The sequence below is a fragment of the Jannaschia sp. M317 genome (assembly GCF_025141175.1).
Taxonomy (GTDB): Bacteria; Pseudomonadota; Alphaproteobacteria; order Rhodobacterales; family Rhodobacteraceae; genus Jannaschia.
Genome location: NZ_CP081155.1, coordinates 3,139,444 through 3,161,734, shown reverse-complemented (window position 1 = coordinate 3,161,734; position 22,291 = coordinate 3,139,444). Strand labels below are relative to the sequence as shown.

Genomic DNA, 22,291 nt, shown 5'->3' with positions numbered 1-22,291 from the left:
GCTCCTGTCATCCAACGGTATCTTCGCAGTTGCAGCGAAACTTAATTCCACAAATACGGGTTATCAAGGGAATAATGTAACTCTGTGGGTTTTGCTGGCCCCGCGCCGACGACAGGCGTAGGCAGTGCGGATGGAAAGTCTGACGCCTTTTGCCTGGACCTTGTCGCTGGCCATCGCGCTCCTTGCCGGGGTGGTAAAGGGGTCGGTCGGCTTCGCCTTGCCGCTGATCATGATCTCGGGGCTATCCAGCTTTCTGGACCCACGGCTTGCCCTGGCGGGCATCCTTATTTCCGTATTGGCAACAAATGGTTGGCAGGTCGCGCGCCAAGGCCGCGTTTCCGCGGTGGAGGCCGCGCAACTGCACTGGCGTTATCTGCTGACGGTCATGGTCGCGATCTTCTTCGCCGCACAGCTTGTCACCTCGATCCCAAGCCAGACCTTCTATCTGATCCTTGGTATCCCCGTCGTGGGGCTGTCGCTGATCCAGCTGTTCGGCCTGCGCCTCACGATCCCGCCCGAACGCCGCGTTGCGGCAGAGTGGGGAATCGGCTTGGTGTCCGGCATATTGGGCGGGTTGGCTGGAACCTGGGGGCCGACGACCGTGCTGTATCTGTTGGCGATCGAGACGCCGAAAGCACGGCAAATGGTGGTGCAAGGGGTAATCTATGGTGCCGGATCGGTGGTTCTTGTGCTGGCGCACCTGAGGTCCGGGATCCTGTCGTCAGACACGGTGTGGTTCTCGGCAGCCCTGCTGCCCGCGGCCCTGATCGGAATGGCGGTGGGTTTCCGGTTGCAGGACGGGATGGATCAGGCCCTGTTCAAGAAGGTGACCCTTGTGGTTCTGGTGGTCGCGGGCCTTAATCTGATCCGCAAGGCCTTCGTCGGGTAGCCGGATCAAATCCTTCAAAGGATTTGACCAGATTTTTCGAAAAATCTGGCACCATCGTCAGGACATGAAGCGGAAACAGGCCTGTTCAACAGCGCCTTGACCGCTGTCGCGGGTCACCTCGAAGGTGACCGAGACGAGGGTGCGCCCGGCCTGTTCGATCGAAAAGGTCCAGGGTCCGGGCACCTTTTCGTAATCTTCTTCGAAGGTGAACAGGTTCATGTTCGACTCGCCCGGCCAAAGTGTCGTCGTCCATTCCTCGCGCTCGATTTCCCGCGGGCCCATGGGCGGGTGGGTGACGGCGACGGTGACCTCCTGCGCTTCGGCACCGTCTTTCAGGCCAGTCCGAAAGCCGAAGCCGAGGTGATCCATGGTGGGTACGGTGCGGGCATTCAGGTCGAAGACAAGCCCCTCGCGGATACGGCGCAACACGCCTGCCTCGGTGCCGGGTGCCTCGACCAGTTCTCCAACGGAGATACGCGGGCAGACGATCCCCGCTTCGATCAGGCGAACCTGCGCCTGAGCGGCCCCGCCCCAAAGGGCGAGACCGGTGATAAAAGCAGCTGTCAGCCGATGGCACATGCCCGCACGTCCTCGTCGATGTGATCGACGTATTGTGCGAAGTTGTTCGAGAACATGTCCACCAGCTTTTGCGCCTGCGCATCGTAGGCGGCCTTGTCGGTCCAGGTCCGGCGCGGATCCAGCAGGACGTCGGCCACACCGGCGCAGGTCACGGGCACATCGAAGCCGAAGTTCGGGTCGCGGCGGAACTGCCCCTTGGCCAGCGAGTCGTTGAGCGCGGCCGTCAGCAGGGCGCGGGTCGCCTTGATCGGCATCCGGGACCCGGTGCCGTAGGCCCCGCCGGTCCAGCCGGTGTTGACCAGCCAGCAATCCGATCCGAACTGCGCGATCTTGGCTTGCAGCAGCTTGCCATAGACCTCGGGTCGGCGCGGCATGAAGGGGGCACCGAAACAGGTGGAGAAGGTGGGCTCCGGCTCGGTCACGCCCCGCTCGGTTCCCGCCACCTTGGACGTGAAGCCGGACAGGAAATGATACATCGCCTGCGCTGGCGTCAGGCGCGCGATCGGGGGCAGGACGCCAAAGGCATCGCAGGTCAGCATGACGACGTTTTTCGGATGCCCGCCAAGCGCGCTGTCCGAGGCATTGGAGATATAGTCCAGCGGGTAGGCGCAGCGCATGTTGGCGGTGATGCTGTCGTCCTCGAAGTCGAGCTCCAGCGTGTCGGGATCGAAGACCATGTTCTCGATCACGGTGCCGAACTTCTCGGTCGTGTCGTAGATCTCGGGCTCGGCCTCGCGGCTGAGGTTGATGGTCTTGGCGTAGCAGCCGCCTTCGAAATTGAAGATGCCCCGATCGGACCAGCCGTGTTCATCGTCCCCGATCAGCACCCGGTCCGGGTCGGCCGACAGGGTGGTCTTGCCGGTGCCCGACAGGCCGAAGAAGACGGCGGCATCGGTCGGGCGACCTTTGGCATGGTTGGCCGAGCAGTGCATCGGCATCACGCCCTTTTCGGGCAGCAGGTAGTTGAGGAGGGTGAAGACCGATTTCTTGTTTTCGCCGGCATACTCGGTGCCTGCGATCAGGATTTCCTTGGCCTCGATGTTCAGGGCGATCACCACGTCGGACCGGCAGCCGTGTTTTCCGGGGTCGGCCTTGAACGATGGGCAGTTGATGATGGTGAACTCGGGGACGAAATCTGCGAGTTCGGCCGCATCGGGACGGCGCAGCATGTGGCGGATGAACAGCGAATGCCAGGCCAGCTCCGTCACGACGCGCACGTCCAGGCGGTGCGCCGGGTCAGCCCCGCCAAACAGATCCTGCACGAAATAGTCGCGGCTTTTCATGTGGGTCAGCATATCGGCCTTGAGCTCGTCGTAGGCCGACGGCTCCATCGGTGCGTTCGCGTCCCACCAGATGTTGTCTTCGACCCCCGGCGTGCGCACGACGTGTTTGTCCTTGGGCGAGCGGCCCGTGAACTTGCCGGTGGTGACCAGAAACGCCCCGCCGCGGCCAAGGGTGCCTTCGTCCCGGTCCAACGCTTCCTGAATGATCGCGGGCTCCAACAGGTTGTAATAGACCCGACCCAACCCTTTGATGCCTTGGGTTTCGAGGGTATGCGCGGGGTTAACGCGGGGATGGGTCATGGGTCGGCTCCAGTTGGGATTGTCCGATTGGTCAAGTTTGGTCGGACCGAAGACTGCTCAATCCGATGCCTCAGGGTAACATCCTTGCGCGGCGAACCACAGGGGAAGTTAGCGCAACCAAGCCGATCTGTTTGCGCAATCATCGTCGGCGATCTGGTGGAATTTCAAAATGCGGCCTTAACCGTGCCTTAATTGCACTGGGGCCACAGTCTTGAAAGCGAATCACTCGATTCGCGATTTGAGTTGATTCTGTCGGCAATTTTCGGAGACTTGCAGAAAAACACGGCAGTATAACAGGCAACCACAAGGACATTGGCATGTCGCGGATCGCGCTCGTCGACGATGACAGGAATATCCTGACATCTGTTTCCATGACTCTCGAGGCCGAAGGCTTCGAGGTTGAAACCTATAATGATGGACAATCGGCGCTGGACGCGTTCAGCCGTCAGATGCCGGATCTCGGTGTGTTCGACATCAAGATGCCCCGGATGGACGGCATGGACCTGCTGCAGCGGCTGCGGCAGAAATCTTCGGTTCCGGTGATCTTTCTGACCTCCAAGGATGATGAGATCGACGAGGTTCTGGGCCTGCGGATGGGGGCGGACGACTATGTGCGCAAGCCGTTCAGTCAGCGCCTGCTGGTCGAACGCATCCGTGCCATCCTGCGCAGGCAAGAGGCGATCGCCTCAGATGAGACGGAAACGCCCGAGGATACCCAGGTCATGCAGCGTGGCGAGCTGTCGATGGATCCGCTGCGTCACGCGGTGAAGTGGAAGGGGCGGGACGTCACCCTGACCGTGACCGAGTTTCTGCTGCTGCAGGCGCTGGCTCAACGGCCCGGTTTCGTCAAGTCGCGCGACCAGCTGATGGATGTGGCCTACGACGACCAGGTCTATGTGGATGACCGTACGATCGACAGCCATATCAAGCGTTTGCGGAAAAAGATGCGATCCGCTGACCCGGAGTTCTCGGCCATCGAGACGCTCTATGGCATCGGCTACCGCTACAACGAAGAGTGATCGTGTCGGATGGCTTCCGCGACCGACCTGGATCTGATGCCTGACGACCGGAGGCGCCGTAAGGGCGACGCCACCGGTGGAGAGGTGTTGCTCGGCGAAGATTGGGATCGGCCCGAGGGGACCGAAGCGGAACTGGCCAGCGCGCGCGAGCGTCGCGGGCTCTTCTCGCTCGACCGCTCGCCGCTGGCGCGGAAGATCATCCTGTTCAACCTGCTTGCGATCCTGTTGCTGGTCGCCGGTGTCCTGTTCCTGAACCCGTCCCACGACAGCCTGATCGTGCAGCGCGAACAGGGTCTGGTCACCGAAGCGCGCCTGGTCGCCGACGTCCTGGAGGCCTCGCTGCCCACGGGCGCGCCCGTCAGTTTTGCCGCGGGCGACGGGGTCGATGTGCCGGCCCTGCTGGCCAAGGTCGACCTGGGCGAGGGCGTCGAGGTCCATGTCTTCGACACCTCCGGCACGTTGATTGCGCAGGCCATCGGTGCCGGGCGCGATGATGTTGTGCGTGGTCTGAACTTACCCGCGCAGCAGACCACCATCATCACCTCGGTTCTGAACACGGTTTGGGAGGGGATCTCTGCCGTCTTCACCCGCACCCGAGAGGACGCCCCAAGGCCGCTGCGCATTGCCCAGGAACTGGTCAGCAGCACCGCCGAGGGCGAGACACAGATACGCGGCTATCTGGGCGAGGCCGGGCAACTCTATACCGTTCTCACGCCGATCAGCGCCGAGTCCGGGCGCATCGGATCCATTGCCGTGACCACGCGGGCGGGTGAAATCGACGCGCTGGTCCGGGCTGAACGGGAACAGCTTTTGCAGATGTTCGTCATCGCACTGCTGGTGTCGATCGGTCTCAGCCTGGTGCTGGCCTCGACCATTGCCAACCCTTTGTCCGACTTGTCGGCGGCGGCCGAGCTGGGTCGCGACAAACACGCGCGCAAGATGTCGCCGCAGCGCGTCCGCATACCTGATCTGACGGCGCGTCCCGACGAAATCGGACGGTTGTCGGGGGCGCTGCGCGGCATGGTCGCGGCGCTTTATGATCGGATCGACAGCAACGAACAATTTGCCGCTGACGTCGCACACGAGATCAAGAATCCCCTGGCCTCGCTTCGGTCTGCCGTGGGCACGATGCGACTGGCCAAGACCGATGAGCAGCGCACGCGCCTGCTGGAGGTCATCGAACACGACGTGCGCCGTCTTGATCGTCTCGTCTCCGACATTTCCAACGCCTCGCGTCTCGACAGCGAACTGGTCAAGGAGGAGGAGGAGCCTTTCGATCTGGTCAAGATGATGTCGAACCTGACGCTGTACCACGCGCAGGAGGCAGAGCTGGACGATATCGAGTTCATCACCGACCTGCCGCAGGAACCAATCATCATCATGGGGTTGGAGGCACGGCTGGCGCAGGTGTTCGTCAATCTGATCACCAACGCGCTCAGCTTCTGCGAAGAGGGCGACGCCGTTCGTGTCTGGCTGCGCCGCCGCGACAACCGCGTTCTGGTGGTGGTCGAGGACACTGGCCCCGGCATCCCGGAGGCCGCGCTGACCAAGGTGTTCAACCGCTTCTACTCGGAACGGCCGGTCAAGCAGTTCGGCAATCATTCGGGTCTGGGCCTGGCGATTTCCAAGCAGATCGTCGAGGCCCATGGCGGCGTCATCTGGGCCGAGAACATCCGTCCCACCGATCTGGACATTACGTCCGAGCCGTTGGGCGCACGGTTCGTCGTCGGTCTGCCGATCTGACGGTCGGCAGGCGGGGTCGTTTCGATGCTGCCGTCACTGCATCCGACGGGCCCGGACAGGGGCAGCCTGCATGGCACGGCCGTCTCGCTGCGGGGGCGGGCGTTGTTGATCGTGGGGCCGTCCGGCAGCGGCAAAAGCGGATGCGCCGCGCAGTTGATGGGGCAGGGCGCAGAGTTGATCGTTGACGACAGGGTCGTTCTGGACCGACGGGGCGCGGACTTGTGGGCGTCGGCGCCCGAAGGGGCCCCGGCGGCGATGGAGCTTCGCGGCCTGGGCATTCTGCCTGTCCCATTGGCGGCCGCCGCCCCGGTGCAGGCCGCGATACTCTTGTCGGACAGTCCCGCCCGCTTGCCGGAGCCGGAGGTCTGGCCTCTGCTGGGCCGGAGCATTCCCCTGTTGCGCCATCCGGCCAGCGGGGACCTGGCGGCCAAATTGCTTCTCTGGCTCAGGTTCGCCGAACCCGGAGGGCGGCACTGACTGGGCGCGGCATCACGACCCCGCGCGCAGGGGTTTCAAAGCCGGTCGCGCCGCACTAACTCTGCGACATCGGGGCCGGATGGGCGGCCCAATCCAGGAAGACGAAATGCAGGATGCGACGCCAATGATCGAAGTCCTCCTTGTGACCGGCCCCTCCGGCGCTGGACGGACGACTGCGATCCGCGTGCTGGAAGACGCCGGCTACGAGGCGATCGACAATCTGCCGCTGTCGCTGCTGCCGCGGCTTTTGGCCAGCATGCCCGATGACCCGCAGCCCCTGGCATTGGGTCTTGATGTGCGGAACCGGGATTTCAGCGTCGATGGCCTGTTGTCGCAATTGGCAAGCCTGAGGGCGAATGCGGCGGTGTCGGTGCGCATGCTCTACCTTGATTGCGCGGCGGATACGCTTGTCGCCCGCTTCTCCGAGACGCGGCGCAGGCACCCCCTGGCCCCACAGGAGGACGCCGAGATCGGCGTCGCGCGCGAACTGGCGCTGGTCACCGACATTGCAGAGCAGGCGGATGTGGTGATCGACACCACGCAGTTGACCGTGCACGACCTGAAGGATGAGGTGCTGCGCTGGTTCGGCGAGGCCGGGGGCCTGGCGGTATCGGTTCAGTCATTCAGCTACAAACGGGGCCTGCCGCGCGGGTTGGATGTGGTGTTCGACCTGCGTTTTCTGGCCAACCCCCATTGGGTGCCAGATCTGCGCGCGGGCACGGGCCGGGATGCCGCTGTGCGGGATTACATCATGGCCGACGCCCGCTTTGCGGATTTCTACGACCGAATGTCCGGTCTGATCCTGTCGACCTTGCCGGCCTACCGCGACGAAGGCCGTGCCCATCTGTCCGTGGGACTGGGCTGCACGGGTGGGCGGCACCGATCAGTCGCCGTGACCGAATTGCTGGCCCAGACCCTTGCGGAGGCCGGGTGGCAGGTGTCTAAACGCCATAGGGAATTGGATCGCCGCACCGCGCCCGTCGCGGGCGGTTTGTTGACCGAAGGGTCCGGCGCTCGGACCGACGGGGGTACCGCCGCGTGATCGGCATTGTCATCGTGGCCCATGGTGGGCTGGCTGAGGAATATCGCCGGGCGGTCGAGCATGTGATCGGCCCCCAGGACGGCGTGCGATCCATTGCGGTCGGGGCCGCCTGCGACCGCGCCGCAAAGGAGCAGGAGATCTGCGCCGCCGCCGACGCCGTCGACAAGGGCGATGGGGTGATCGTGGTGACCGACATCTTTGGCGGGTCACCGTCCAACCTGTCGATGAACGCCTGCGCCCCCGAGGATCGCGTCATCTTCTACGGGGCCAATCTACCGGCGTTGATCAAGTTGGCGCGTAGCAGGGGCAAGCCGTTGACCGAAGCGTTGTCCTTGGCCAAGGCGGCCGGAACGCGCTACATGGATGTCGCACAAGGACCGCGCGCCTGACGGCGCGGTGATTGCCCCTATGGGGCGCGGACGGGGGGACTCCATGGCGCAACAGACGCTCGACATCGTCAACGAAAAGGGCCTGCATGCGCGCGCCTCGGCGAAGTTCGTGGAATGCGTGGATCGCTTCGATGCGACGGCCTCCGTGTCGCGAAATGGCGAACAGGCGGGGGGCGACTCGATCATGGGGTTGTTGATGCTGGCCGCGTCGCGCGGCACCTCGATCGAAGTCGAGACATCGGGCCCGGATGCCGACGCACTGATGGAGGCTTTGGCCGCCCTGGTCGCCGACCGCTTCGGCGAGCCGATGTGAGCGACCTCAGCTTTCTGCGCGCAGCACCGCGAGACAGGCCAACCGATGACGCGCCACCGCCTGGCTATATGCCCTACGACCGCGCGCGGCTCAGCTATGCGGGCACCTTCACCGACCCGCGAAAGGCGGCGACGATCCGTGCGTTGGAATGGACGACCGGCAAGCTGACGCTGCTGCGCCTGATCCGGCGGTTCGAGGAGGAGGGCGTGGAAACAGGGCCCGCGTTCTTCGCCCATGCCTTGCGGGTGATGGATATCCGCGTCGATACCCCGCCGGACCAGATTGCCCGCATTCCCGCCACCGGTCCCGTCATTGTCGTCGCGAACCATCCCCATGGTCTGGTCGATGGGATGGTCCTTGCGGACCTTTTGGGCCGGGTGCGGTCCGACTTCAGAATCCTGACACGCAGCCTGCTGACCGGCGTGCCGGAGATCGCGGATCACATGATCCCCGTGCCCTTTCCGCACGAAGCGGATGCCCGTGCACGCAACCTGGACATGCGCCGCGAGACGATGGCCCATCTGGCGGCGGGTGGGGCGGTGGTATTGTTCCCATCAGGCTCGGTCGCGTCCTCTGATACCTGGTGGGGACCTGCTGTGGAGCGGGAGTGGAACCCCTTCACGGCCAAGATGATCCGGCTGAGCCGCGCGCCTGTTCTGCCGGTGCATTTCGCGGGCCAGAACTCCCGCGTGTATCAGATCGCCAATCAGCTGTCGGCAACCCTGCGCCAAGGGTTGCTGCTGCACGAGGTGGTGCATGCCCTGGGCCGCGCGCAGGCCCCCGTGATCGGCGCGCCGATCCCCTTTGCGACCCTGGACGCGATGGCGGACACGCCCAGCGACCTGATGGCGCGACTGCGCGACCACACCCTGTCGCTGTAATCTAGCGGGTCGGAACCGGCCCGTTCTCGCCCCGGTAGTCGTAGAAGCCGCGCTGCGTCTTGCGGCCCAGCCACCCGGCTTCGACGTATTTCACCAGCAGGGGGCAGGGGCGATACTTGGTATCGGCCAGCCCGTCGTGCAGCACGTTCATGATCGCCAGACAGGTGTCCAACCCGATGAAATCGGCCAGCTCCAGCGGGCCCATCGGATGGTTCGCGCCCAGTTTCATCGACGTATCGATGGAGGTGATCGTGCCGACCCCCTCATAGAGCGTATAGACCGCCTCGTTGATCATCGGCATCAGGATGCGGTTGACGATAAAGGCGGGGAAATCCTCGGCGTGGGCGGATTGCTTGCCCAGGCGGTCGACGACGGTGCGGCAGGCAGAAAAGGTTTCTTCGTCGGTGGCGATGCCGCGGATCAGTTCGACCAACTGCATCACCGGAACCGGATTCATGAAGTGGAAGCCCATGAACTTGTGCGGCCGATCGGTGCGGCTGCCCAACCGGGTGATGGAAATTGACGAGGTGTTCGACGTCAGAATCGTCTGCGGGGCCAAATGCGGCACCAGATCCTCGAAGATGGCCTGTTTGACGGCTTCGCGTTCGGTCGCCGCCTCGATGATCAGGTCGGACTTGGCGCAATCGATCAAGGTCGATGTCATCGAAATCCGCGCCAGGGCGGCATCGCGGTCGTCCTGACTGATCTTTTCACGGCTTACCTGGCGGTCCAGATTTTTCGTGATCAGGACCCGCGCCGCATCCAGCGCGTCCTGACTGACGTCGGTGACCATCACGTCATAGCCCGCCAGGGCGCAGACGTGGGCAATGCCATTGCCCATCTGTCCTGCGCCGACGATCCCGATGCTTGCGATCTCCATGGGGTGCACTCCTGCTGCGTCAGGGCGGACCATATCAGTGGCGGGTCCGGGCACAAGGCGGCGCGCGGCTTGCGCACATTTTGCTGTAAATGCCGGGATCAACGACTTGGTAACGGGCAGGCGGCCATGGTTCAGGGCACCCCGCGAATCGCAGCCACGGGCCCCGGTATGAGTTACGAACGACACGACAGCGAACTGGACTATTACCCGTGCACCTACGGCGCGTCGCGCGTGCCGTTCCGGGGGCCGCAGGTGGGGTTGGAACAGCCCTATGTCGCGGTGCTTGGCGGGTCAGAGGTCTATGGTTGCTACATCGAGGACCCGTTCACGGATCGTCTGTCAGAGATGACGGGCCGCAGGGTGCTGAATCTGGGGGTCCGAAACGGCAGTCTGGATGTCTACGCCCAGGATGAGGCACTGATGAAGGTCATCGCCGGTGCCGAGACGACGGTCATTCAGGTCATGGGCGGGGCGAACATTTCCAACAGGTTCTATTCCGTCCACCGACGGCGCAACGACCGGTTCCTGCGCCATTCCATCCTGATGGAAACCCTGTTCCAGGAGGTTGATTTCAGCGATTTTTCCTTCACGCGGCACATGCTCTGCACGCTCAAGGCCGCCTCGGAGGAGAAATTTGCCATGGTCACGCGAGAGTTGCAGGAAGCCTGGGTCGCCCGCATGCGCCTGCTGCTGTCGCGGATACCCGGAACCAAGATCCTGCTTTGGATCGAGAATGCAGAAGAAGGGGACTTGGGGCCAGAGCCGCTATTCGTGACAGTCGACATGATGCAGAAGTTGGAGCCGATGATCGACAAGCTGGTCCATTGTGACGTGACCGACGATCAGCGTGACGGCCAGCTTCGGCACATGATCTATCCAGAGATGGAGGTCGCCGCCGCGCGCCTGTCGCTGTCGAATGAAAGCCATGAACGCATCGCCCGGGTGTTGGCCCGCGCCGTGGGCAGACGGGACGGGCGCAGGCTGACGGCGTGAGACGAAAAACGCGGCCATTGGCGGCCGCGTTTGCTGTTCTGCTCGTCTGTCGGGCGGATCAGATCTTTTCGATCAGCTCCGGTACCGCGGCGAAGAGGTCGGCAACCAGGCCGTAGTCCGCGACCTGGAAGATCGGGGCCTCTTCGTCCTTGTTGATGGCGACAATGACTTTGGAATCCTTCATGCCCGCCAGGTGCTGGATGGCACCGGAAATGCCGACGGCGATATAAAGATCCGGGGCCACGACCTTGCCGGTCTGCCCGACCTGCCAGTCGTTGGGCGCATAGCCCGAGTCGACCGCCGCGCGCGAGGCGCCAACAGCGGCCCCCAACTTGTCGGCCAGCTTTTCGATCAGGGCGAAGTCCTCTTCAGATCCAACGCCGCGCCCGCCAGAGACGACCACTCCGGCCGAGGTCAGCTCGGGCCGGTCGCTTTGTGCAACCTTGTCTTCGACCCATTCCGACAGGCCGGGATCAGCAGCGGCACCGACCGTTTCAACCGGGGCCGAGCCGCCGTCGCCGGCGGCGTCAAAGGTCGAGGTGCGGATCGTCATCACCTTGGTGGCATCCGTCGACTTGATGGTCTGCACCGCGTTGCCCGCATAGATCGGACGTTCAAACGTGTCGCCGTCGACCACGGCGGTCACGTCCGACAGGATCATCACGTCCAGCAGGGCGGCGATGCGGGGCATCACGTTCTTGGCGTCCGTCGTGGACGGGGCCAGAATGTGCGAATAATCGCCTGCCAAGGACACCACCAAGGCGGCGGTCGGCTCGGCCAGGCGATGACCGAGGGACGGATCCTCGGCGACCAGAACCTTGGCGACGCCGTCCAGGTTGGCCGCGGCGGCACCCGCGGCAGCTGCGGACGCCCCGGCACACAGCACGGTCACATCGCCCAGCTGCTTGGCAGCCGTCAGTGCCTTGGAGGTGGCGTCGACGTTCAATTCGCCGCCCGTGACTTCACCGATCAGAAGAACAGCCATCAGACAGCCCCCGCTTCCTTGAGTTTCGACACAAGCTCATCGACAGAGGCGACCATTTCACCGGCCTTGCGGGTCTCGGGCTCGGTCGTCTTGATGATTTCCAGACGCGGCGAGACGTCAACGCCGTAGTCGGCGGGCGTCTTCTCATCCAGCGGCTTTTTCTTGGCCTTCATGATGTTCGGCAGCGATGCATAGCGCGGCTCGTTCAGGCGCAGATCGACGGTCACGATGGCGGGCATCTTGACCTTGATGGTCTGCATGCCGCCGTCGACTTCGCGGGTCACGATGGCGTGGTCCCCGTCGATGTTGACCTCGGATGCAAAGGTGGCCTGCGACCAGCCCAGCAACGCCGACAGCATCTGGCCCGTGGCGTTCATGTCATTGTCGATCGCCTGCTTTCCCGCCAGCACGAGGCCCGGCTGCTCTTCGTCGATGATCGCCTTGAGGATCTTGGCGACGGCCAGCGGCTCGATGTCCTGATGAACGTCATCGGTGGCGACGACCAGAATTGCGCGGTCGGCCCCCATGGCCAGCGCGGTGCGCAGGGTTTCCTGGCTTTGCTTGACGCCGATGGACACGGCCACGACCTCGGTGGCGACGCCCTTTTCCTTCAGCCGGATCGCTTCTTCGACAGAGATTTCGTCGAAGGGGTTCATCGACATCTTAACGTTGGCGAGGTCGACCCCGGTGCCGTCGGCCTTGACCCGGACCTTCACGTTGTAGTCGATCACCCGTTTGACGGGCACCAGAACTTTCATGGCGCGTACCTCCAGAATGCGTATCTCTGGCGGTGTTACCGGAGGTTTTTTGCGGCGGACAGACGGAAAACGACGCTACGGGGCCTTGTGACGCACCGTTTCTTGCGCGGCGTTTCCGATGGGCGGCGGGCGCGCACGGTGTTGCGCGCGCGCACATGCCCCACGTTCAGGTCCGGTTTGCCCCTGGAACCCACAGAACATCCGCGCGTCCGTCGTCATTGGCGATGCGCGACGCGACAAAGAACCAATCCGACAAGCGGTTGAGATACTTGACCGCATCCGCGTTCACGTCTTCGCCGCCCGCAAGCTCCACGCAGCGGCGCTCGGCCCGGCGCGAGACGGTGCGGCACAGGTGCAGATGCGCGGCCAGGGCCGATCCGCCCGGCAGCACGAAAGACCGCAACGGTTCCAACGCGGTGTTCATCGCATCGATCTCGGCCTCCAGGCGGTCGACCTGCGCGGCGGTCATGCGCAGCGGCGGATATTCCGCCTGGGCGTCGGCGGCCATGTTCGGGCGGCACAGGTCGGCGCCAAGGTCGAACATGTCGTTCTGAATCATGGCAAGCCGGTCGTCCATCTCGCCCGAGGCGTGCAGGCGGGCCATGCCGATGGTGGCGTTGGCCTCGTCCACGGTGCCGTAGGCCTCGACCCGGGCGTCGGTCTTGGGCACGCGGCTGCCGTCGCCCAATGCGGTGGTGCCGGCGTCGCCGGTGCGGGTATAGATCTTGGACAGAACGACCATCAGTTGCCCCCCGAGCGCAGCCAGACAAAGCCCAGCAACAAGATGACCGCGAACAGCTGCGCCCCGATGCGCCAGCGCATGATGCGGTTGGCGTGCTTTCGATTGAACTCGCCACCTTTGGCAAAGCTGCCGATGCCGAACAGCAGGATCACCACGACCGCCAGACAGGCGGCGGCCACGACATAGAACAGGGGATCGTCAGCCATCTCGGCTCCTTCGGTTGGTCGCTCTTTAACCTAGGCGGCGGCTTCAGCCTTTCGAGAGGACGCGGTCCAGAATCCTGCTCGGGAATGCGCGCTTCATGGCACCGGACAGGTATGTGGGCACCGTGACGTAGTAGCGCGGGCGCGGGGACCGAGCGTCCAAGGCGGTGATCAGCTTGGCGGTCACGGCCTCGGGGCCCAATTGAAAGGTAACCGGGTCGGGCGAGCTGTGGCGCGTGATTTCCAGATGGTAATCATCGGCGCGGGCGGACGCGCGCCAGTCGATCCAGCGGTCGAACTGGGCGCGGGCGTTCTTGCGGAAATCGCTGGTGATCGGGCCGGGTTCGATCAGGACGACATGAATGCCGGTGCCCCGCAGTTCCATCCGCAATGTGTCGGACAGCCCCTCCAACGCGAATTTCGTGGCCACATAGGCCCCGCGCCAAGGCATCGCGACCATCCCGAGAACGCTGGAATTCTGAACGATCCGCCCGTGCCCCTGTGCGCGCATGACCGGCAGGACCTGACGCGTCAACTCGTGCCAGCCGAACAGGTTGGCCTCGAAATTCAAGCGCAATGCCTCGGTCGGCAGATCCTCTACCAGGCCCGGAATCGCATAGGCCCCGTTGTTGAACAGCGCGTCCAACGTGCCGCCGGTTGCGGCCAGAACCTGGGCCAGCGCGGGGGCGACGGTCGCGGTGTCCTCGTAGTCGATCAGCGGGGCGGTCAGGCCCTCGGCCTGCAGGCGGGCGCAATCCTCGGGTTTGCGGCAGGCGGCGAACACCTGCCAGCCGCGATCACGCAGGGTGCGCGCGGCGTTCAGACCGATGCCGGTGGAACAGCCGGTGATGAGGATGCTGCGTTGGCCCATGATGCCCTGCCTGTTTCTTGTCTGCGATAGGCAAGCTGGGGCGGAAACGCAAACGGGCGCGCCAGATGCACGCCCGATCGGTCAGACTGTCGCTGTGATCAGCTTGGGGCGAGGAAACGGGACGCCATGAAGCCGGTGCGCCCGGTCTCTACTTCGCGGATCTCCTGCCAGCCATTGATCGGCTCGCCCAGCGGCTCCGCCAGGGTGCCTTCGGACAGGCTGGCCACGACCCCGTTGGACGTGGACGGGCCGGACCGCATGTTGACGCGGCTGCCGGTCACCTGCAGCAGGTCGCGGTCTGCTTCGGGGGGGGTGACGACGGTTTCGACCGGGGCGGCGGGCTGGACCAGGCTCACGACGACCGGCTCACCGATCAGACGCGGCTGGACCGAGGTGGGGGCAGGGGCGGAGGCGGCGATCACGGCGGGGTCAGGCACCTGCACGGCGGGCACGGCGGTGCGCGTCACAGCGGCTTCGGGGGCGGATCCGTTTTGCAGAATCACGGGGCGGTCGAAATCGGCTGCGGCGTTCACGATCACCGGGGCGTCGCGTTCGGCGGCCTCGATCGACGCGGAGGTCGGGTCGCCCCAGACCACAAAGCCGACGTAAAGCGCGGCAGTTAGGGTAAATGTCATCTTCAGCATGGCAGCTTCCCCTCTCAGGATGTCTGTGTCCTGATCCCAACAAACGGAACTCTATTCGGTTCCCCCCGGAACGAACAGTGATTCCCGTCCTATCACATTTCTCTTCGTTCCCTTAGGGGGCCAATCTTGTGCCGCCGAGACCCGACCGATACATCATTCGGTATGAGTGACCCTGATGACACGCACCCCTCCGAGGAGGTGGTCTCCGAACCGTTGAGTCGGGCGATCGGCGACCGCTACCTGACCTATGCCCTGTCGACGATCATGCACCGGGCCTTGCCCGATGCGCGCGATGGGTTGAAGCCGGTGCACCGACGTATCCTGTTCGCCATGCGGGAATTGCGGTTGGCGTCGAACGGGGGGTTCCGTAAGTCGGCCAAGATTTCCGGCGATGTGATGGGCAACTATCACCCCCATGGTGATGCCGCGATCTACGACGCGATGGCGCGGCTCGCCCAGGACTTCAACGTCCGCTATCCGCTGGTCGACGGACAGGGCAATTTCGGCAACATCGACGGGGATAATCCGGCAGCGGCCCGCTACACCGAGGCGCGCATGACCGCCGCCGCCGAGGCCCTGTTGGAGGGGCTGGATCAGGATGCCGTCGACTACCGCGACAACTATGACGGGACGTTGCGGGAACCCATTGTTCTACCTGCAGCTTTCCCGAACCTCCTGGCCAATGGCGCGGCCGGAATCGCGGTCGGCATGGCGACCAATATCCCGCCCCACAACCTGGACGAGTTGATCGCCGCCTGCCTGCATCTGATCAAGGCACCCGGTGCCCGCGACGAGACGTTGCTGGACCACATCCCCGGCCCCGATTTCCCCACCGGTGGCATCATCGTGGAGCCGCGCGAAAGCATCCTGGAAACCTATCGCACCGGGCGCGGTGCCTTCCGTCTGCGTGCCCGCCACGAGATCGAGGATCTGGGCAAGGGACAGTGGCAGATCATCGTTACCGAGATCCCGTATCAGGTGCAAAAGGGCAAGCTGATCGAAAAGCTGGCAGAGCTTGTTCTGGCCAAGAAGATCCCGATCCTGGGCGACGTCCGCGACGAAAGCGCCGATGATATCCGCATCGTGCTGGAGCCGAAATCGCGCAACGTCGACCCGGACGTTCTGATGAACACGCTCTACCGGGTTTCCGATCTGGAAACGCGTTTTTCCCTGAACATGAACGTTCTGATCGACGGCGTGACGCCCCGCGTCTGTTCGCTGCGCGAGGTGCTGCAGGCCTTCCTCGATCACCGGCAAGAGGTTCTGTTGCGCCGATCGCGGCACCGGATGGCCAAGATCGACCACCGGCTGGAGGTGCTCGAAGGCTTCATCATCGCCTACCTGAACCTGGATCGGGTCATCGACATCATCCGCTATGATGATGCCCCGCGCGAGGCGCTGATGTTCGAGCCCTGGGGCGAGGGCTATGTGCGGGCCACTGACGAGGCGGATTACCGGTCGCCTTTGCCGACCGAGGCGCAGGCGTCCCTGACCGAGGTGCAGGCCGAAGCGATCCTGAACATGCGCCTGCGCGCCCTGCGTCGCCTCGAAGAGATGGCCCTGCTGAAGGAACGCGACGCCCTGATGGAAGAGCGCGCGGGCCTGCAGGACCTGCTGGACGATGACGCGGTCCAATGGCGCACGATCTCGGACGAGCTGCGCGAGGTGCGCAAGCTGTTCGGCAAAGCCACCGAGGCGGGGCGTCGCCGCAGCGATTTTGCCGAAGCGGTAGAGGTCGCAGATGTCCCGTTGGAAGCCATGATCGAGCGAGAGCCGATTACCGTCGTCTGTTCGGCCATGGGCTGGGTGCGCGCGCTGTCGGGGCATCAACCACTCGACAAGGAACTGAAATTCAAGGACGGCGACGGCCCGGCCTTTCTGTTCCACGCCGAAACCACGGACCGTCTGATTGTCTGGGGCAGCGACGGGCGCGCCTATACTGTCGGTGCCTCGACCCTGCCGGGCGGGCGCGGCATGGGAGAGCCTCTGCGCCTGATGGTCGACATCCCGCAGGACACGCAGATCGTCGATATTCTGATCCACCGTCCGGGGCGCAAGCTGTTGCTGGCCTCGACGGCGGGCGATGGGTTTGTCGTGCCCGAGGATGAGATGCTGGCGTCCAAGCGGGCGGGCAAGCAGGTGTTGAACGTCAAGCCCGGCGTGACCGCGATGCGCCCCATGACCGCCGACGGCGACCACGTGGCCTGTGTCGGCGACAACCGCAAGATGCTGGTATTCCCGCTGGCCGATTTGCCGGAAATGCCGCGCGGCAAGGGCGTGCGCCTGCAAAAGTTCAAGGACGGCGGGCTGTCGGATGTCACCGTCCTGACCCTGTCCGAGGGCCTGAAATGGGCCGACCCCGCGGGCCGCACCCGGCATGAGCCGGACCTGTCCGAATGGCTGGGCACGCGGGCGCAGGCGGGTCGGATGGCCCCCCGTGGATTCCCCCGGAACAACCGGTTTGGCTGAGGCCGGTTCAGGCCCCGCCTTCGACCGCATGGGGGCCGAGGTCGTGGGCACGCGCAGGGGATTGTTCACCCTGGTGCTCAAGACCACGACCCTGTCGGTTCTGACGCTGGGGGTCTATTCCTTCTGGGCGCGGACACGGGTCCGACGCTGGCTGTGGTCGGCGATGCGGCTGGGCGGGACGCCGTTCGAATACGTGGGCCAGCCGCTGGAAAAGCTGATGGGGTTCGTGATCGCCGCTGTGATCGTGGCAGTCTACCTTGGCCTCGTGGTGATGGTCCTGATCTTTGCCTCGCTACAGATCTGGTTGTCGCCCGCCCCGGGAATCGCGGCATCCTTTGCGCTGATCCTGCCGGTCTACTGGTTCGCCCAGTATCGCGGCATGCGGTATCTGTTGAACCACACCCGCTGGCGCGGAATCGGATTTTCGATGCGGCCCGGGGCGTGGCGCTATTCGGGACTGGCGATTTTCTGGACGATCCTGTCTGCGGCGACGCTGGGCCTGCTTTGGCCGGTGCGCACGCAGCGGCTTTGGCGATTCCGGGCCGCGCGCGCCTACTATGGCGACGATCATTTTCGTCTGACGCTGCGGGCACGGGACCTGATCGTCCCCTTTGTCCCGGTGCTTGCTGTGCTTTGGGGGGGCGCGGCGTTGGCGTTTTTCGGCGGGGCGATTGAGGATCAGGACGCGTTGGTCGGTCTCGTGATGCTCGCGGTTCCCATGCTTGCGCTGGCTTGGCTGTATTGGCGCGTTGTGTCGTTTCGGCGGCTGGCATCCTCGCTTGCTTTTGCGGGGGCAGCGGGTTTGTCCGTGGCGCCCCGGACGGGCAGGGTTCTGGGGATACACATGGGCGGCTGGGTTCTGGTGGGCCTGTTGCTGATCGTGGGGGCGATCGCATTGTTCTTCGGGTTTGTCGCTTCGTTCTTCGGGTTTGTCGCTTCGCTGCCGGCGCTCGACCTGGAAACGCTGGCCACTGCCAGCCCGGCCACCGTCTTTTTCGCGGCCCTCCTATTCTATCTGACGTTCTTTCTGGGCCGCGGGGCGTTGCGGATGGTCTTCGTGACCTTCCCCCTGATCCGCCACGTGGGCGAAACGCTGACCGTGCAGGGGGCCGCCGAGGTCAATGCCGTGCGCGCGGGCGAGGTGCGGCACATGCACGACGCCGACGGCTTCGCCAATCTTTTCGACCTGGGGGCGGGCGTATGAGCATCTGGGGCACTGGTCCCGCCCGGCCGGATGCGGCCCCGGCAGAGCAGCATTTCGGCGACTATTTCGACGGCATTCGCGCCCTGCGGCAGCGCGTCCTGCTGTCCCATGAAGACGGCGCGCGCGGGCGCGTTCTGTTGCTGGGTCTGCCGGACGGGGGGCAGGTCCGCTGGCCCCTGCGCCGCATTCGGCATCTGCCCGACCTTGCAGGCGGGGAGCGGGTGATGTTCGGTCTCGCCAACGGCGACCCGGCGCGGCTGCTGCTGACGGATCGGGATGCGCGGATCTTTGTCGAAGAGATGGCCGATGAGGCCCGCGCGCCCCTGCCGGGCCCGCCGCTGTGGCGCCGCGCGGCGCTGGTGGCGGCGGGCGGCGTGACGTTGCTTGCGGTGCTGATCCTCGTGGTATTGCCCGCCCTTGCCGCCCTTCTTGCCCGCTTCATGAACCCGGACGCAGAGGTCGCCATGGGTCAGCTGCATTACGAGCAGACGCAGCTGATGTTCGGCGACGGCTTTACCCCGTTGCGCGAATGTTCGAACCCGGCGGGGCAGGTGGCGTTGCGGGCGCTGACCGACCGTGTGGCCCAGGGCGTCGATCTGCCCTACGATCTGCATGTCACCGTCCTGGACGACAGCGCCAATCCGATCCTGAACGCCTACGCGGTCGCGGGGGGGCGGATCGCGTTCTTCAACTCCATGATCCAGCAGGCCGCGCGCCCCGAAGAAATCGCCGCCGTCCTCGCTCATGAGCTGGGCCACGTGGTCAACGACGATCCGGTGCGTCACCAGTTGCAGGTCTACAGCGGCCTGGCCATCGCGTCGGTCCTGATCGGCGATGTCTCGGGCGGCGGCGTTCTTAGCGGGGCGGCCGGGCAGGCGCTGACCAGCAGCTATTCGCGGCGCGCCGAAACCGCCGCCGACGCCTTCGCCCATGACCAATTGACCGCCGTCGGCCTGCCGCCCTCGGCCCTGGGCGAGATGTTCGAACGCCTGCGCGCCCGATACGGCGATGCCGAAGGTTTGCTGGCCCACCTCAGCAGCCACCCGCAACTTGCCGACCGGATCGCGCGCGCCACGGGGGTCGGCGACCCGGTGATCGGTGCGCCCGCGCTGACGCCAAAGGCCTGGGGCGCGTTGCGCGCGATTTGTGGCTGAGTTGCGGGCGGGGGCCTTGACCGGTATTCGGAACAGATCGACGAGGGGAGCGACCATGACCAACCGACTGACCCGCCGCAGCTTTGCCGGCCTCACCCTTGCGGGCGCGGGCCTGGGCCTTGCCGGATGCGAGGCGGCGGACCCCCTGGGCGAGGAGTTGGAGGAGTTCGGCGATTTCCAGCTCGGCTTTACGGTTGTCGTGGCGGAGAACGCGCAAAAGGTCCCGCCGTCGCGCGATGCCACCCCCGATAAGTGGAAAGAGATCATGTCCGCCGAGCTGGAGCGTCGGTTTGGCCGTTACCAGGGGGGCAAAGACTATGTCATTGCCGTCAACATCGACGGCTATTCCCTTGCGCCTGCTGGCATTCCGGTCGTTCTGACGCCTAAGTCGATCCTCGTGGTGTCCGCCAACCTCTGGGAGGCGAACCCGCAGCAGAAAATCGCCGGCCCCGAACAGATCACCACCTTCGAGGGGGCCGATACCCTGTTCCTCGGGTCGGGCATCAGCAAGGATGCCGACGCGCAGATGACGACCCTGGCGCGGAACATGTCGCAAAAGATCCAGGCATGGCTTTTGCGCAACCCCGCCTGGTTCGGTCTGCCGCCGCGCTAGGCTACCGATCCCCTTGCGTTCGCGACCACCGCCCGCTAGACGGCCCGCGATATGGAATCCGGGTGCCCGTAGGGGGTGCCCGCTCAAGGCAGGGGCCCATCATGGCGAAGGCAAAGTTCGAACGTAACAAACCGCACGTGAACATCGGCACGATCGGTCACGTTGACCACGGCAAGACGACGCTGACGGCGGCGATCACGAAGTACTTCGGCGACTTCAAGGCCTACGACCAGATCGACGGCGCCCCCGAAGAGAAGGCCCGCGGCATCACGATCTCGACGGCGCACGTCGAGTACGAGACCGAGGCGCGTCACTACGCCCACGTCGACTGCCCCGGCCACGCCGACTACGTCAAGAACATGATCACCGGTGCCGCCCAGATGGACGGCGCGATCCTGGTTGTGAACGCGGCCGACGGCCCGATGCCCCAGACGCGCGAGCACATCCTGCTGGGTCGCCAGGTCGGCATCCCGACCATGGTCGTCTACATGAACAAGGTCGACCAGGTCGACGACGAGGAGCTCTTGGAGCTCGTCGAGATGGAGATCCGCGAGCTGCTGTCGTCCTACGAGTATCCGGGCGACGACATTCCCGTGATCCCCGGCTCGGCTCTGGCTGCGATGGAAGGCCGCGACGAAGAGATCGGCGAGAACTCCATCCGCAAGCTGATGGAAGCCGTCGACACCTGGATCCCGACGCCCGAGCGTGCGGTTGACCAGCCCTTCCTGATGCCGGTCGAGGACGTTTTCTCGATCTCGGGTCGTGGTACGGTTGTGACCGGTCGTGTCGAGCGTGGCGTGATCAACGTGGGCGACGAGATCGAGATCGTCGGCATCCGCGACACCAAGAAGACGACCTGCACGGGCGTCGAGATGTTCCGCAAGCTGCTGGACCGTGGTGAGGCGGGCGACAACATCGGCGCGCTGCTGCGTGGTGTGGATCGTGACGGCGTTGAGCGCGGTCAGGTTCTGTGCAAGCCGGGTTCGGTTCAGCCGCACACGAAGTTCGAGGCCGAGGCCTACATCCTGACCAAGGAAGAGGGTGGCCGTCACACGCCGTTCTTCGCGAACTACCGCCCGCAGTTCTACTTCCGCACGACGGATGTGACCGGCACGGTGAACCTGCCCGAGGGCACGGAGATGGTGATGCCGGGCGACAACCTGAAGTTCGACGTCGAGCTGATCGCGCCGATCGCGATGGAAAACGGCCTGCGCTTCGCGATCCGCGAAGGTGGCCGCACCGTCGGTGCCGGCGTGGTGTCGAAGATCACCGAGTAAGGTCCTTTCCCAAGGGAAAGCCCCCAACCGCTTCTCGAAAGGGCCGCCCAGACCGGGCGGCCCTTTTTCGTCGGTGACGGGGGGGGCGTGCCAAGGGGGCGGTCATGCTCTGTCACCGTTGGCAGGTGTTGGGGGTACCTGTTCGTCGGAGCCGATCCTGCTGGCGGAAAATAGCCCGGACATTCCCGGTGTCTCAGACCATCACAAGCCCGGGATTTCACCTTTTATTTCAACGGGCTGACGCAACCGTCCCAGTTCAGCTCTGCCCTGTTGTACATATCAGCAATTGGGCCAGGGGTGCGGCATCGTCCCGACCGTGCTGGCAAACCCGTCTCGGAGCAATTGGCGCGGTCTGGGCAATATCGCTCTTGCACCTGTCGCACGCTGCCCTTATGCGGACGCTGCTGCAGGGGTATAGCTCAGTTGGTAGAGCAGCGGATTCCAAATCCGCAGGCCTCGGGTTCGAATCCTGATGCCCCTGCCAGCCCTTCCACCGTCAGACAGAAACTGGATGCACGCGACCCCGTTGGTTTGCTGCTGAAAGGAATTATTCAGACCTTTGGCCTATCCCTTGCCTCATTAT

General features: G+C 64.4%; 23 protein-coding genes and 1 tRNA gene. 15 read left to right on the top strand and 9 right to left on the bottom strand.

The features are described from left to right. The first annotated feature begins 130 nt into the window (after nt 1–130). Complete coding sequence (locus K3551_RS16115; protein WP_259915598.1) at nt 131–889, top strand: sulfite exporter TauE/SafE family protein; 759 nt, start codon at nt 131–133, stop codon at nt 887–889. A 57-nt stretch (nt 890–946) separates the two neighbouring features. Here K3551_RS16115 and K3551_RS16110 read toward each other — a convergent pair whose 3' ends face one another. Together K3551_RS16110 and K3551_RS16105 are read right to left on the bottom strand one after the other, a co-directional pair. Next, on the bottom strand, nt 947–1,468 hold the full coding sequence (locus K3551_RS16110; protein ID WP_259915597.1) for a DUF3859 domain-containing protein: 522 nt from the start codon (nt 1,466–1,468) through the stop codon (nt 947–949). After that, nucleotides 1,453–3,051 (bottom strand): phosphoenolpyruvate carboxykinase, encoded by a 1,599-nt coding sequence (locus tag K3551_RS16105; RefSeq protein ID WP_259915595.1) that lies wholly within the window; start codon nt 3,049–3,051, stop codon nt 1,453–1,455. The genes K3551_RS16110 and K3551_RS16105 overlap by 16 nt, the downstream gene beginning before the upstream one ends. Nucleotides 3,052–3,368: 317 nt before the next feature. Between K3551_RS16105 and K3551_RS16100 the strand changes: the two genes are divergently transcribed. From K3551_RS16100 to K3551_RS16070, 7 genes are all read left to right on the top strand, one after another. Continuing rightward, nucleotides 3,369–4,070 carry a response regulator transcription factor gene (locus K3551_RS16100; protein ID WP_259915588.1) on the top strand — a complete coding sequence of 234 codons (702 nt, stop codon included), beginning with the start codon at nt 3,369–3,371 and terminating at the stop codon, nt 4,068–4,070. 9 nt (nt 4,071–4,079) lie between these two features. Then, nucleotides 4,080–5,813 carry a sensor N-terminal transmembrane domain-containing protein gene (locus K3551_RS16095; protein WP_409197384.1) on the top strand — a complete coding sequence of 578 codons (1,734 nt, stop codon included), beginning with the start codon at nt 4,080–4,082 and terminating at the stop codon, nt 5,811–5,813. A 24-nt stretch (nt 5,814–5,837) separates the two neighbouring features. Continuing rightward, nucleotides 5,838–6,290 carry an HPr kinase/phosphorylase gene (locus K3551_RS16090; protein WP_259915586.1) on the top strand — a complete coding sequence of 151 codons (453 nt, stop codon included), beginning with the start codon at nt 5,838–5,840 and terminating at the stop codon, nt 6,288–6,290. 124 nt (nt 6,291–6,414) lie between these two features. Beyond that, nucleotides 6,415–7,332, top strand: a complete 918-nt coding sequence (gene rapZ / locus K3551_RS16085) for an RNase adapter RapZ (protein WP_259915583.1) — start codon at nt 6,415–6,417, stop codon at nt 7,330–7,332. Beyond that, nucleotides 7,329–7,721: a PTS sugar transporter subunit IIA gene (locus tag K3551_RS16080; RefSeq protein WP_259915581.1), complete on the top strand. Its 393-nt coding sequence runs from the start codon at nt 7,329–7,331 to the stop codon at nt 7,719–7,721. The genes rapZ and K3551_RS16080 overlap by 4 nt, the downstream gene beginning before the upstream one ends. A 43-nt stretch (nt 7,722–7,764) precedes the next feature. Further along, the gene (locus K3551_RS16075; RefSeq protein ID WP_259915579.1) at nt 7,765–8,034 is read left to right on the top strand and encodes an HPr family phosphocarrier protein; all 270 of its coding nucleotides are present in this window, start codon (nt 7,765–7,767) and stop codon (nt 8,032–8,034) included. Nucleotides 8,035–8,102: 68 nt separating this feature from the next. After that, nucleotides 8,103–8,915 carry a lysophospholipid acyltransferase family protein gene (locus K3551_RS16070; RefSeq protein ID WP_259919651.1) on the top strand — a complete coding sequence of 271 codons (813 nt, stop codon included), beginning with the start codon at nt 8,103–8,105 and terminating at the stop codon, nt 8,913–8,915. A 1-nt stretch (nt 8,916) separates the two neighbouring features. Here the strand turns inward: K3551_RS16070 and K3551_RS16065 are convergent, their stop codons facing one another. Next, nucleotides 8,917–9,795 carry a 3-hydroxybutyryl-CoA dehydrogenase gene (locus tag K3551_RS16065; RefSeq protein WP_259915577.1) on the bottom strand — a complete coding sequence of 293 codons (879 nt, stop codon included), beginning with the start codon at nt 9,793–9,795 and terminating at the stop codon, nt 8,917–8,919. 168 nt (nt 9,796–9,963) lie between these two features. Here K3551_RS16065 and K3551_RS16060 point away from each other — a divergent pair, with 168 nt between their 5' ends. Beyond that, nucleotides 9,964–10,788, top strand: coding sequence for a DUF6473 family protein (locus K3551_RS16060; RefSeq protein WP_259915574.1), 825 nt, complete (start codon nt 9,964–9,966; stop codon nt 10,786–10,788). A gap of 58 nt (nt 10,789–10,846) precedes the next feature. Here K3551_RS16060 and K3551_RS16055 read toward each other — a convergent pair whose 3' ends face one another. The 6 genes from K3551_RS16055 to K3551_RS16030 form a co-directional block, all read right to left on the bottom strand. After that, nucleotides 10,847–11,773, bottom strand: a complete 927-nt coding sequence (locus K3551_RS16055; protein WP_259915572.1) for an electron transfer flavoprotein subunit alpha/FixB family protein — start codon at nt 11,771–11,773, stop codon at nt 10,847–10,849. Continuing rightward, the gene (locus K3551_RS16050; protein WP_259915570.1) at nt 11,773–12,531 is read right to left on the bottom strand and encodes an electron transfer flavoprotein subunit beta/FixA family protein; all 759 of its coding nucleotides are present in this window, start codon (nt 12,529–12,531) and stop codon (nt 11,773–11,775) included. Before K3551_RS16050 ends, K3551_RS16055 begins: the two co-directional genes overlap by 1 nt. Nucleotides 12,532–12,697: 166 nt before the next feature. Continuing rightward, nucleotides 12,698–13,273, bottom strand: coding sequence for a cob(I)yrinic acid a,c-diamide adenosyltransferase (locus tag K3551_RS16045; RefSeq protein WP_259915568.1), 576 nt, complete (start codon nt 13,271–13,273; stop codon nt 12,698–12,700). Beyond that, nucleotides 13,273–13,479 (bottom strand): twin transmembrane helix small protein, encoded by a 207-nt coding sequence (locus K3551_RS16040; protein WP_259915566.1) that lies wholly within the window; start codon nt 13,477–13,479, stop codon nt 13,273–13,275. The genes K3551_RS16045 and K3551_RS16040 overlap by 1 nt, the downstream gene beginning before the upstream one ends. A 43-nt stretch (nt 13,480–13,522) precedes the next feature. Then, nucleotides 13,523–14,347: an SDR family NAD(P)-dependent oxidoreductase gene (locus tag K3551_RS16035; protein ID WP_259915564.1), complete on the bottom strand. Its 825-nt coding sequence runs from the start codon at nt 14,345–14,347 to the stop codon at nt 13,523–13,525. Between the two features lie 98 nt (nt 14,348–14,445). After that, complete coding sequence (locus K3551_RS16030; protein ID WP_259915562.1) at nt 14,446–14,991, bottom strand: SH3 domain-containing protein; 546 nt, start codon at nt 14,989–14,991, stop codon at nt 14,446–14,448. A 162-nt stretch (nt 14,992–15,153) separates the two neighbouring features. Here K3551_RS16030 and K3551_RS16025 point away from each other — a divergent pair, with 162 nt between their 5' ends. From K3551_RS16025 to K3551_RS16000, 6 genes are all read left to right on the top strand, one after another. Continuing rightward, nucleotides 15,154–17,460, top strand: a complete 2,307-nt coding sequence (locus K3551_RS16025; protein WP_259915560.1) for a DNA topoisomerase IV subunit A — start codon at nt 15,154–15,156, stop codon at nt 17,458–17,460. Beyond that, nucleotides 17,453–18,664 carry a YjgN family protein gene (locus K3551_RS16020; RefSeq protein WP_259915557.1) on the top strand — a complete coding sequence of 404 codons (1,212 nt, stop codon included), beginning with the start codon at nt 17,453–17,455 and terminating at the stop codon, nt 18,662–18,664. The genes K3551_RS16025 and K3551_RS16020 overlap by 8 nt, the downstream gene beginning before the upstream one ends. Further along, entirely contained in the window at nt 18,661–19,818 is a 1,158-nt protein-coding gene (locus K3551_RS16015) for a M48 family metallopeptidase (RefSeq protein ID WP_259915555.1), read from the top strand. The genes K3551_RS16020 and K3551_RS16015 overlap by 4 nt, the downstream gene beginning before the upstream one ends. 55 nt (nt 19,819–19,873) lie before the next feature. Then, nucleotides 19,874–20,431 carry a hypothetical protein gene (locus K3551_RS16010; RefSeq protein WP_259915546.1) on the top strand — a complete coding sequence of 186 codons (558 nt, stop codon included), beginning with the start codon at nt 19,874–19,876 and terminating at the stop codon, nt 20,429–20,431. 101 nt (nt 20,432–20,532) lie between these two features. Beyond that, a complete protein-coding gene (gene tuf, locus K3551_RS16005) occupies nt 20,533–21,708 on the top strand; it encodes an elongation factor Tu (RefSeq protein ID WP_259915491.1) in 1,176 nt (391 codons plus the stop codon). A 408-nt stretch (nt 21,709–22,116) separates the two neighbouring features. Further along, nucleotides 22,117–22,192, top strand: a tRNA-Trp gene (locus K3551_RS16000). Nucleotides 22,193–22,291 lie beyond the last annotated feature (99 nt).

Coding starts and splice junctions, on each gene's coding strand:
- K3551_RS16105 (WP_259915595.1), bottom strand. CDS start 3,051: ATGACCCATCCCCGCGTTAACCCCGCGCATACCCTCGAAACCCAAGGC.
- K3551_RS16095 (WP_409197384.1), top strand. CDS start 4,080: ATGGCTTCCGCGACCGACCTGGATCTGATGCCTGACGACCGGAGGCGC.
- K3551_RS16045 (WP_259915568.1), bottom strand. CDS start 13,273: ATGGTCGTTCTGTCCAAGATCTATACCCGCACCGGCGACGCCGGCACC.
- K3551_RS16015 (WP_259915555.1), top strand. CDS start 18,661: ATGAGCATCTGGGGCACTGGTCCCGCCCGGCCGGATGCGGCCCCGGCA.
- K3551_RS16060 (WP_259915574.1), top strand. CDS start 9,964: ATGAGTTACGAACGACACGACAGCGAACTGGACTATTACCCGTGCACC.
- K3551_RS16075 (WP_259915579.1), top strand. CDS start 7,765: ATGGCGCAACAGACGCTCGACATCGTCAACGAAAAGGGCCTGCATGCG.
- K3551_RS16030 (WP_259915562.1), bottom strand. CDS start 14,991: ATGCTGAAGATGACATTTACCCTAACTGCCGCGCTTTACGTCGGCTTT.
- rapZ (WP_259915583.1), top strand. CDS start 6,415: ATGATCGAAGTCCTCCTTGTGACCGGCCCCTCCGGCGCTGGACGGACG.
- K3551_RS16070 (WP_259919651.1), top strand. CDS start 8,103: ATGCCCTACGACCGCGCGCGGCTCAGCTATGCGGGCACCTTCACCGAC.
- K3551_RS16035 (WP_259915564.1), bottom strand. CDS start 14,347: ATGGGCCAACGCAGCATCCTCATCACCGGCTGTTCCACCGGCATCGGT.
- K3551_RS16100 (WP_259915588.1), top strand. CDS start 3,369: ATGTCGCGGATCGCGCTCGTCGACGATGACAGGAATATCCTGACATCT.
- K3551_RS16050 (WP_259915570.1), bottom strand. CDS start 12,531: ATGAAAGTTCTGGTGCCCGTCAAACGGGTGATCGACTACAACGTGAAG.
- K3551_RS16010 (WP_259915546.1), top strand. CDS start 19,874: ATGACCAACCGACTGACCCGCCGCAGCTTTGCCGGCCTCACCCTTGCG.
- tuf (WP_259915491.1), top strand. CDS start 20,533: ATGGCGAAGGCAAAGTTCGAACGTAACAAACCGCACGTGAACATCGGC.
- K3551_RS16090 (WP_259915586.1), top strand. CDS start 5,838: ATGCTGCCGTCACTGCATCCGACGGGCCCGGACAGGGGCAGCCTGCAT.
- K3551_RS16115 (WP_259915598.1), top strand. CDS start 131: ATGGAAAGTCTGACGCCTTTTGCCTGGACCTTGTCGCTGGCCATCGCG.
- K3551_RS16025 (WP_259915560.1), top strand. CDS start 15,154: ATGAGTGACCCTGATGACACGCACCCCTCCGAGGAGGTGGTCTCCGAA.
- K3551_RS16040 (WP_259915566.1), bottom strand. CDS start 13,479: ATGGCTGACGATCCCCTGTTCTATGTCGTGGCCGCCGCCTGTCTGGCG.
- K3551_RS16055 (WP_259915572.1), bottom strand. CDS start 11,773: ATGGCTGTTCTTCTGATCGGTGAAGTCACGGGCGGCGAATTGAACGTC.
- K3551_RS16110 (WP_259915597.1), bottom strand. CDS start 1,468: ATGTGCCATCGGCTGACAGCTGCTTTTATCACCGGTCTCGCCCTTTGG.
- K3551_RS16065 (WP_259915577.1), bottom strand. CDS start 9,795: ATGGAGATCGCAAGCATCGGGATCGTCGGCGCAGGACAGATGGGCAAT.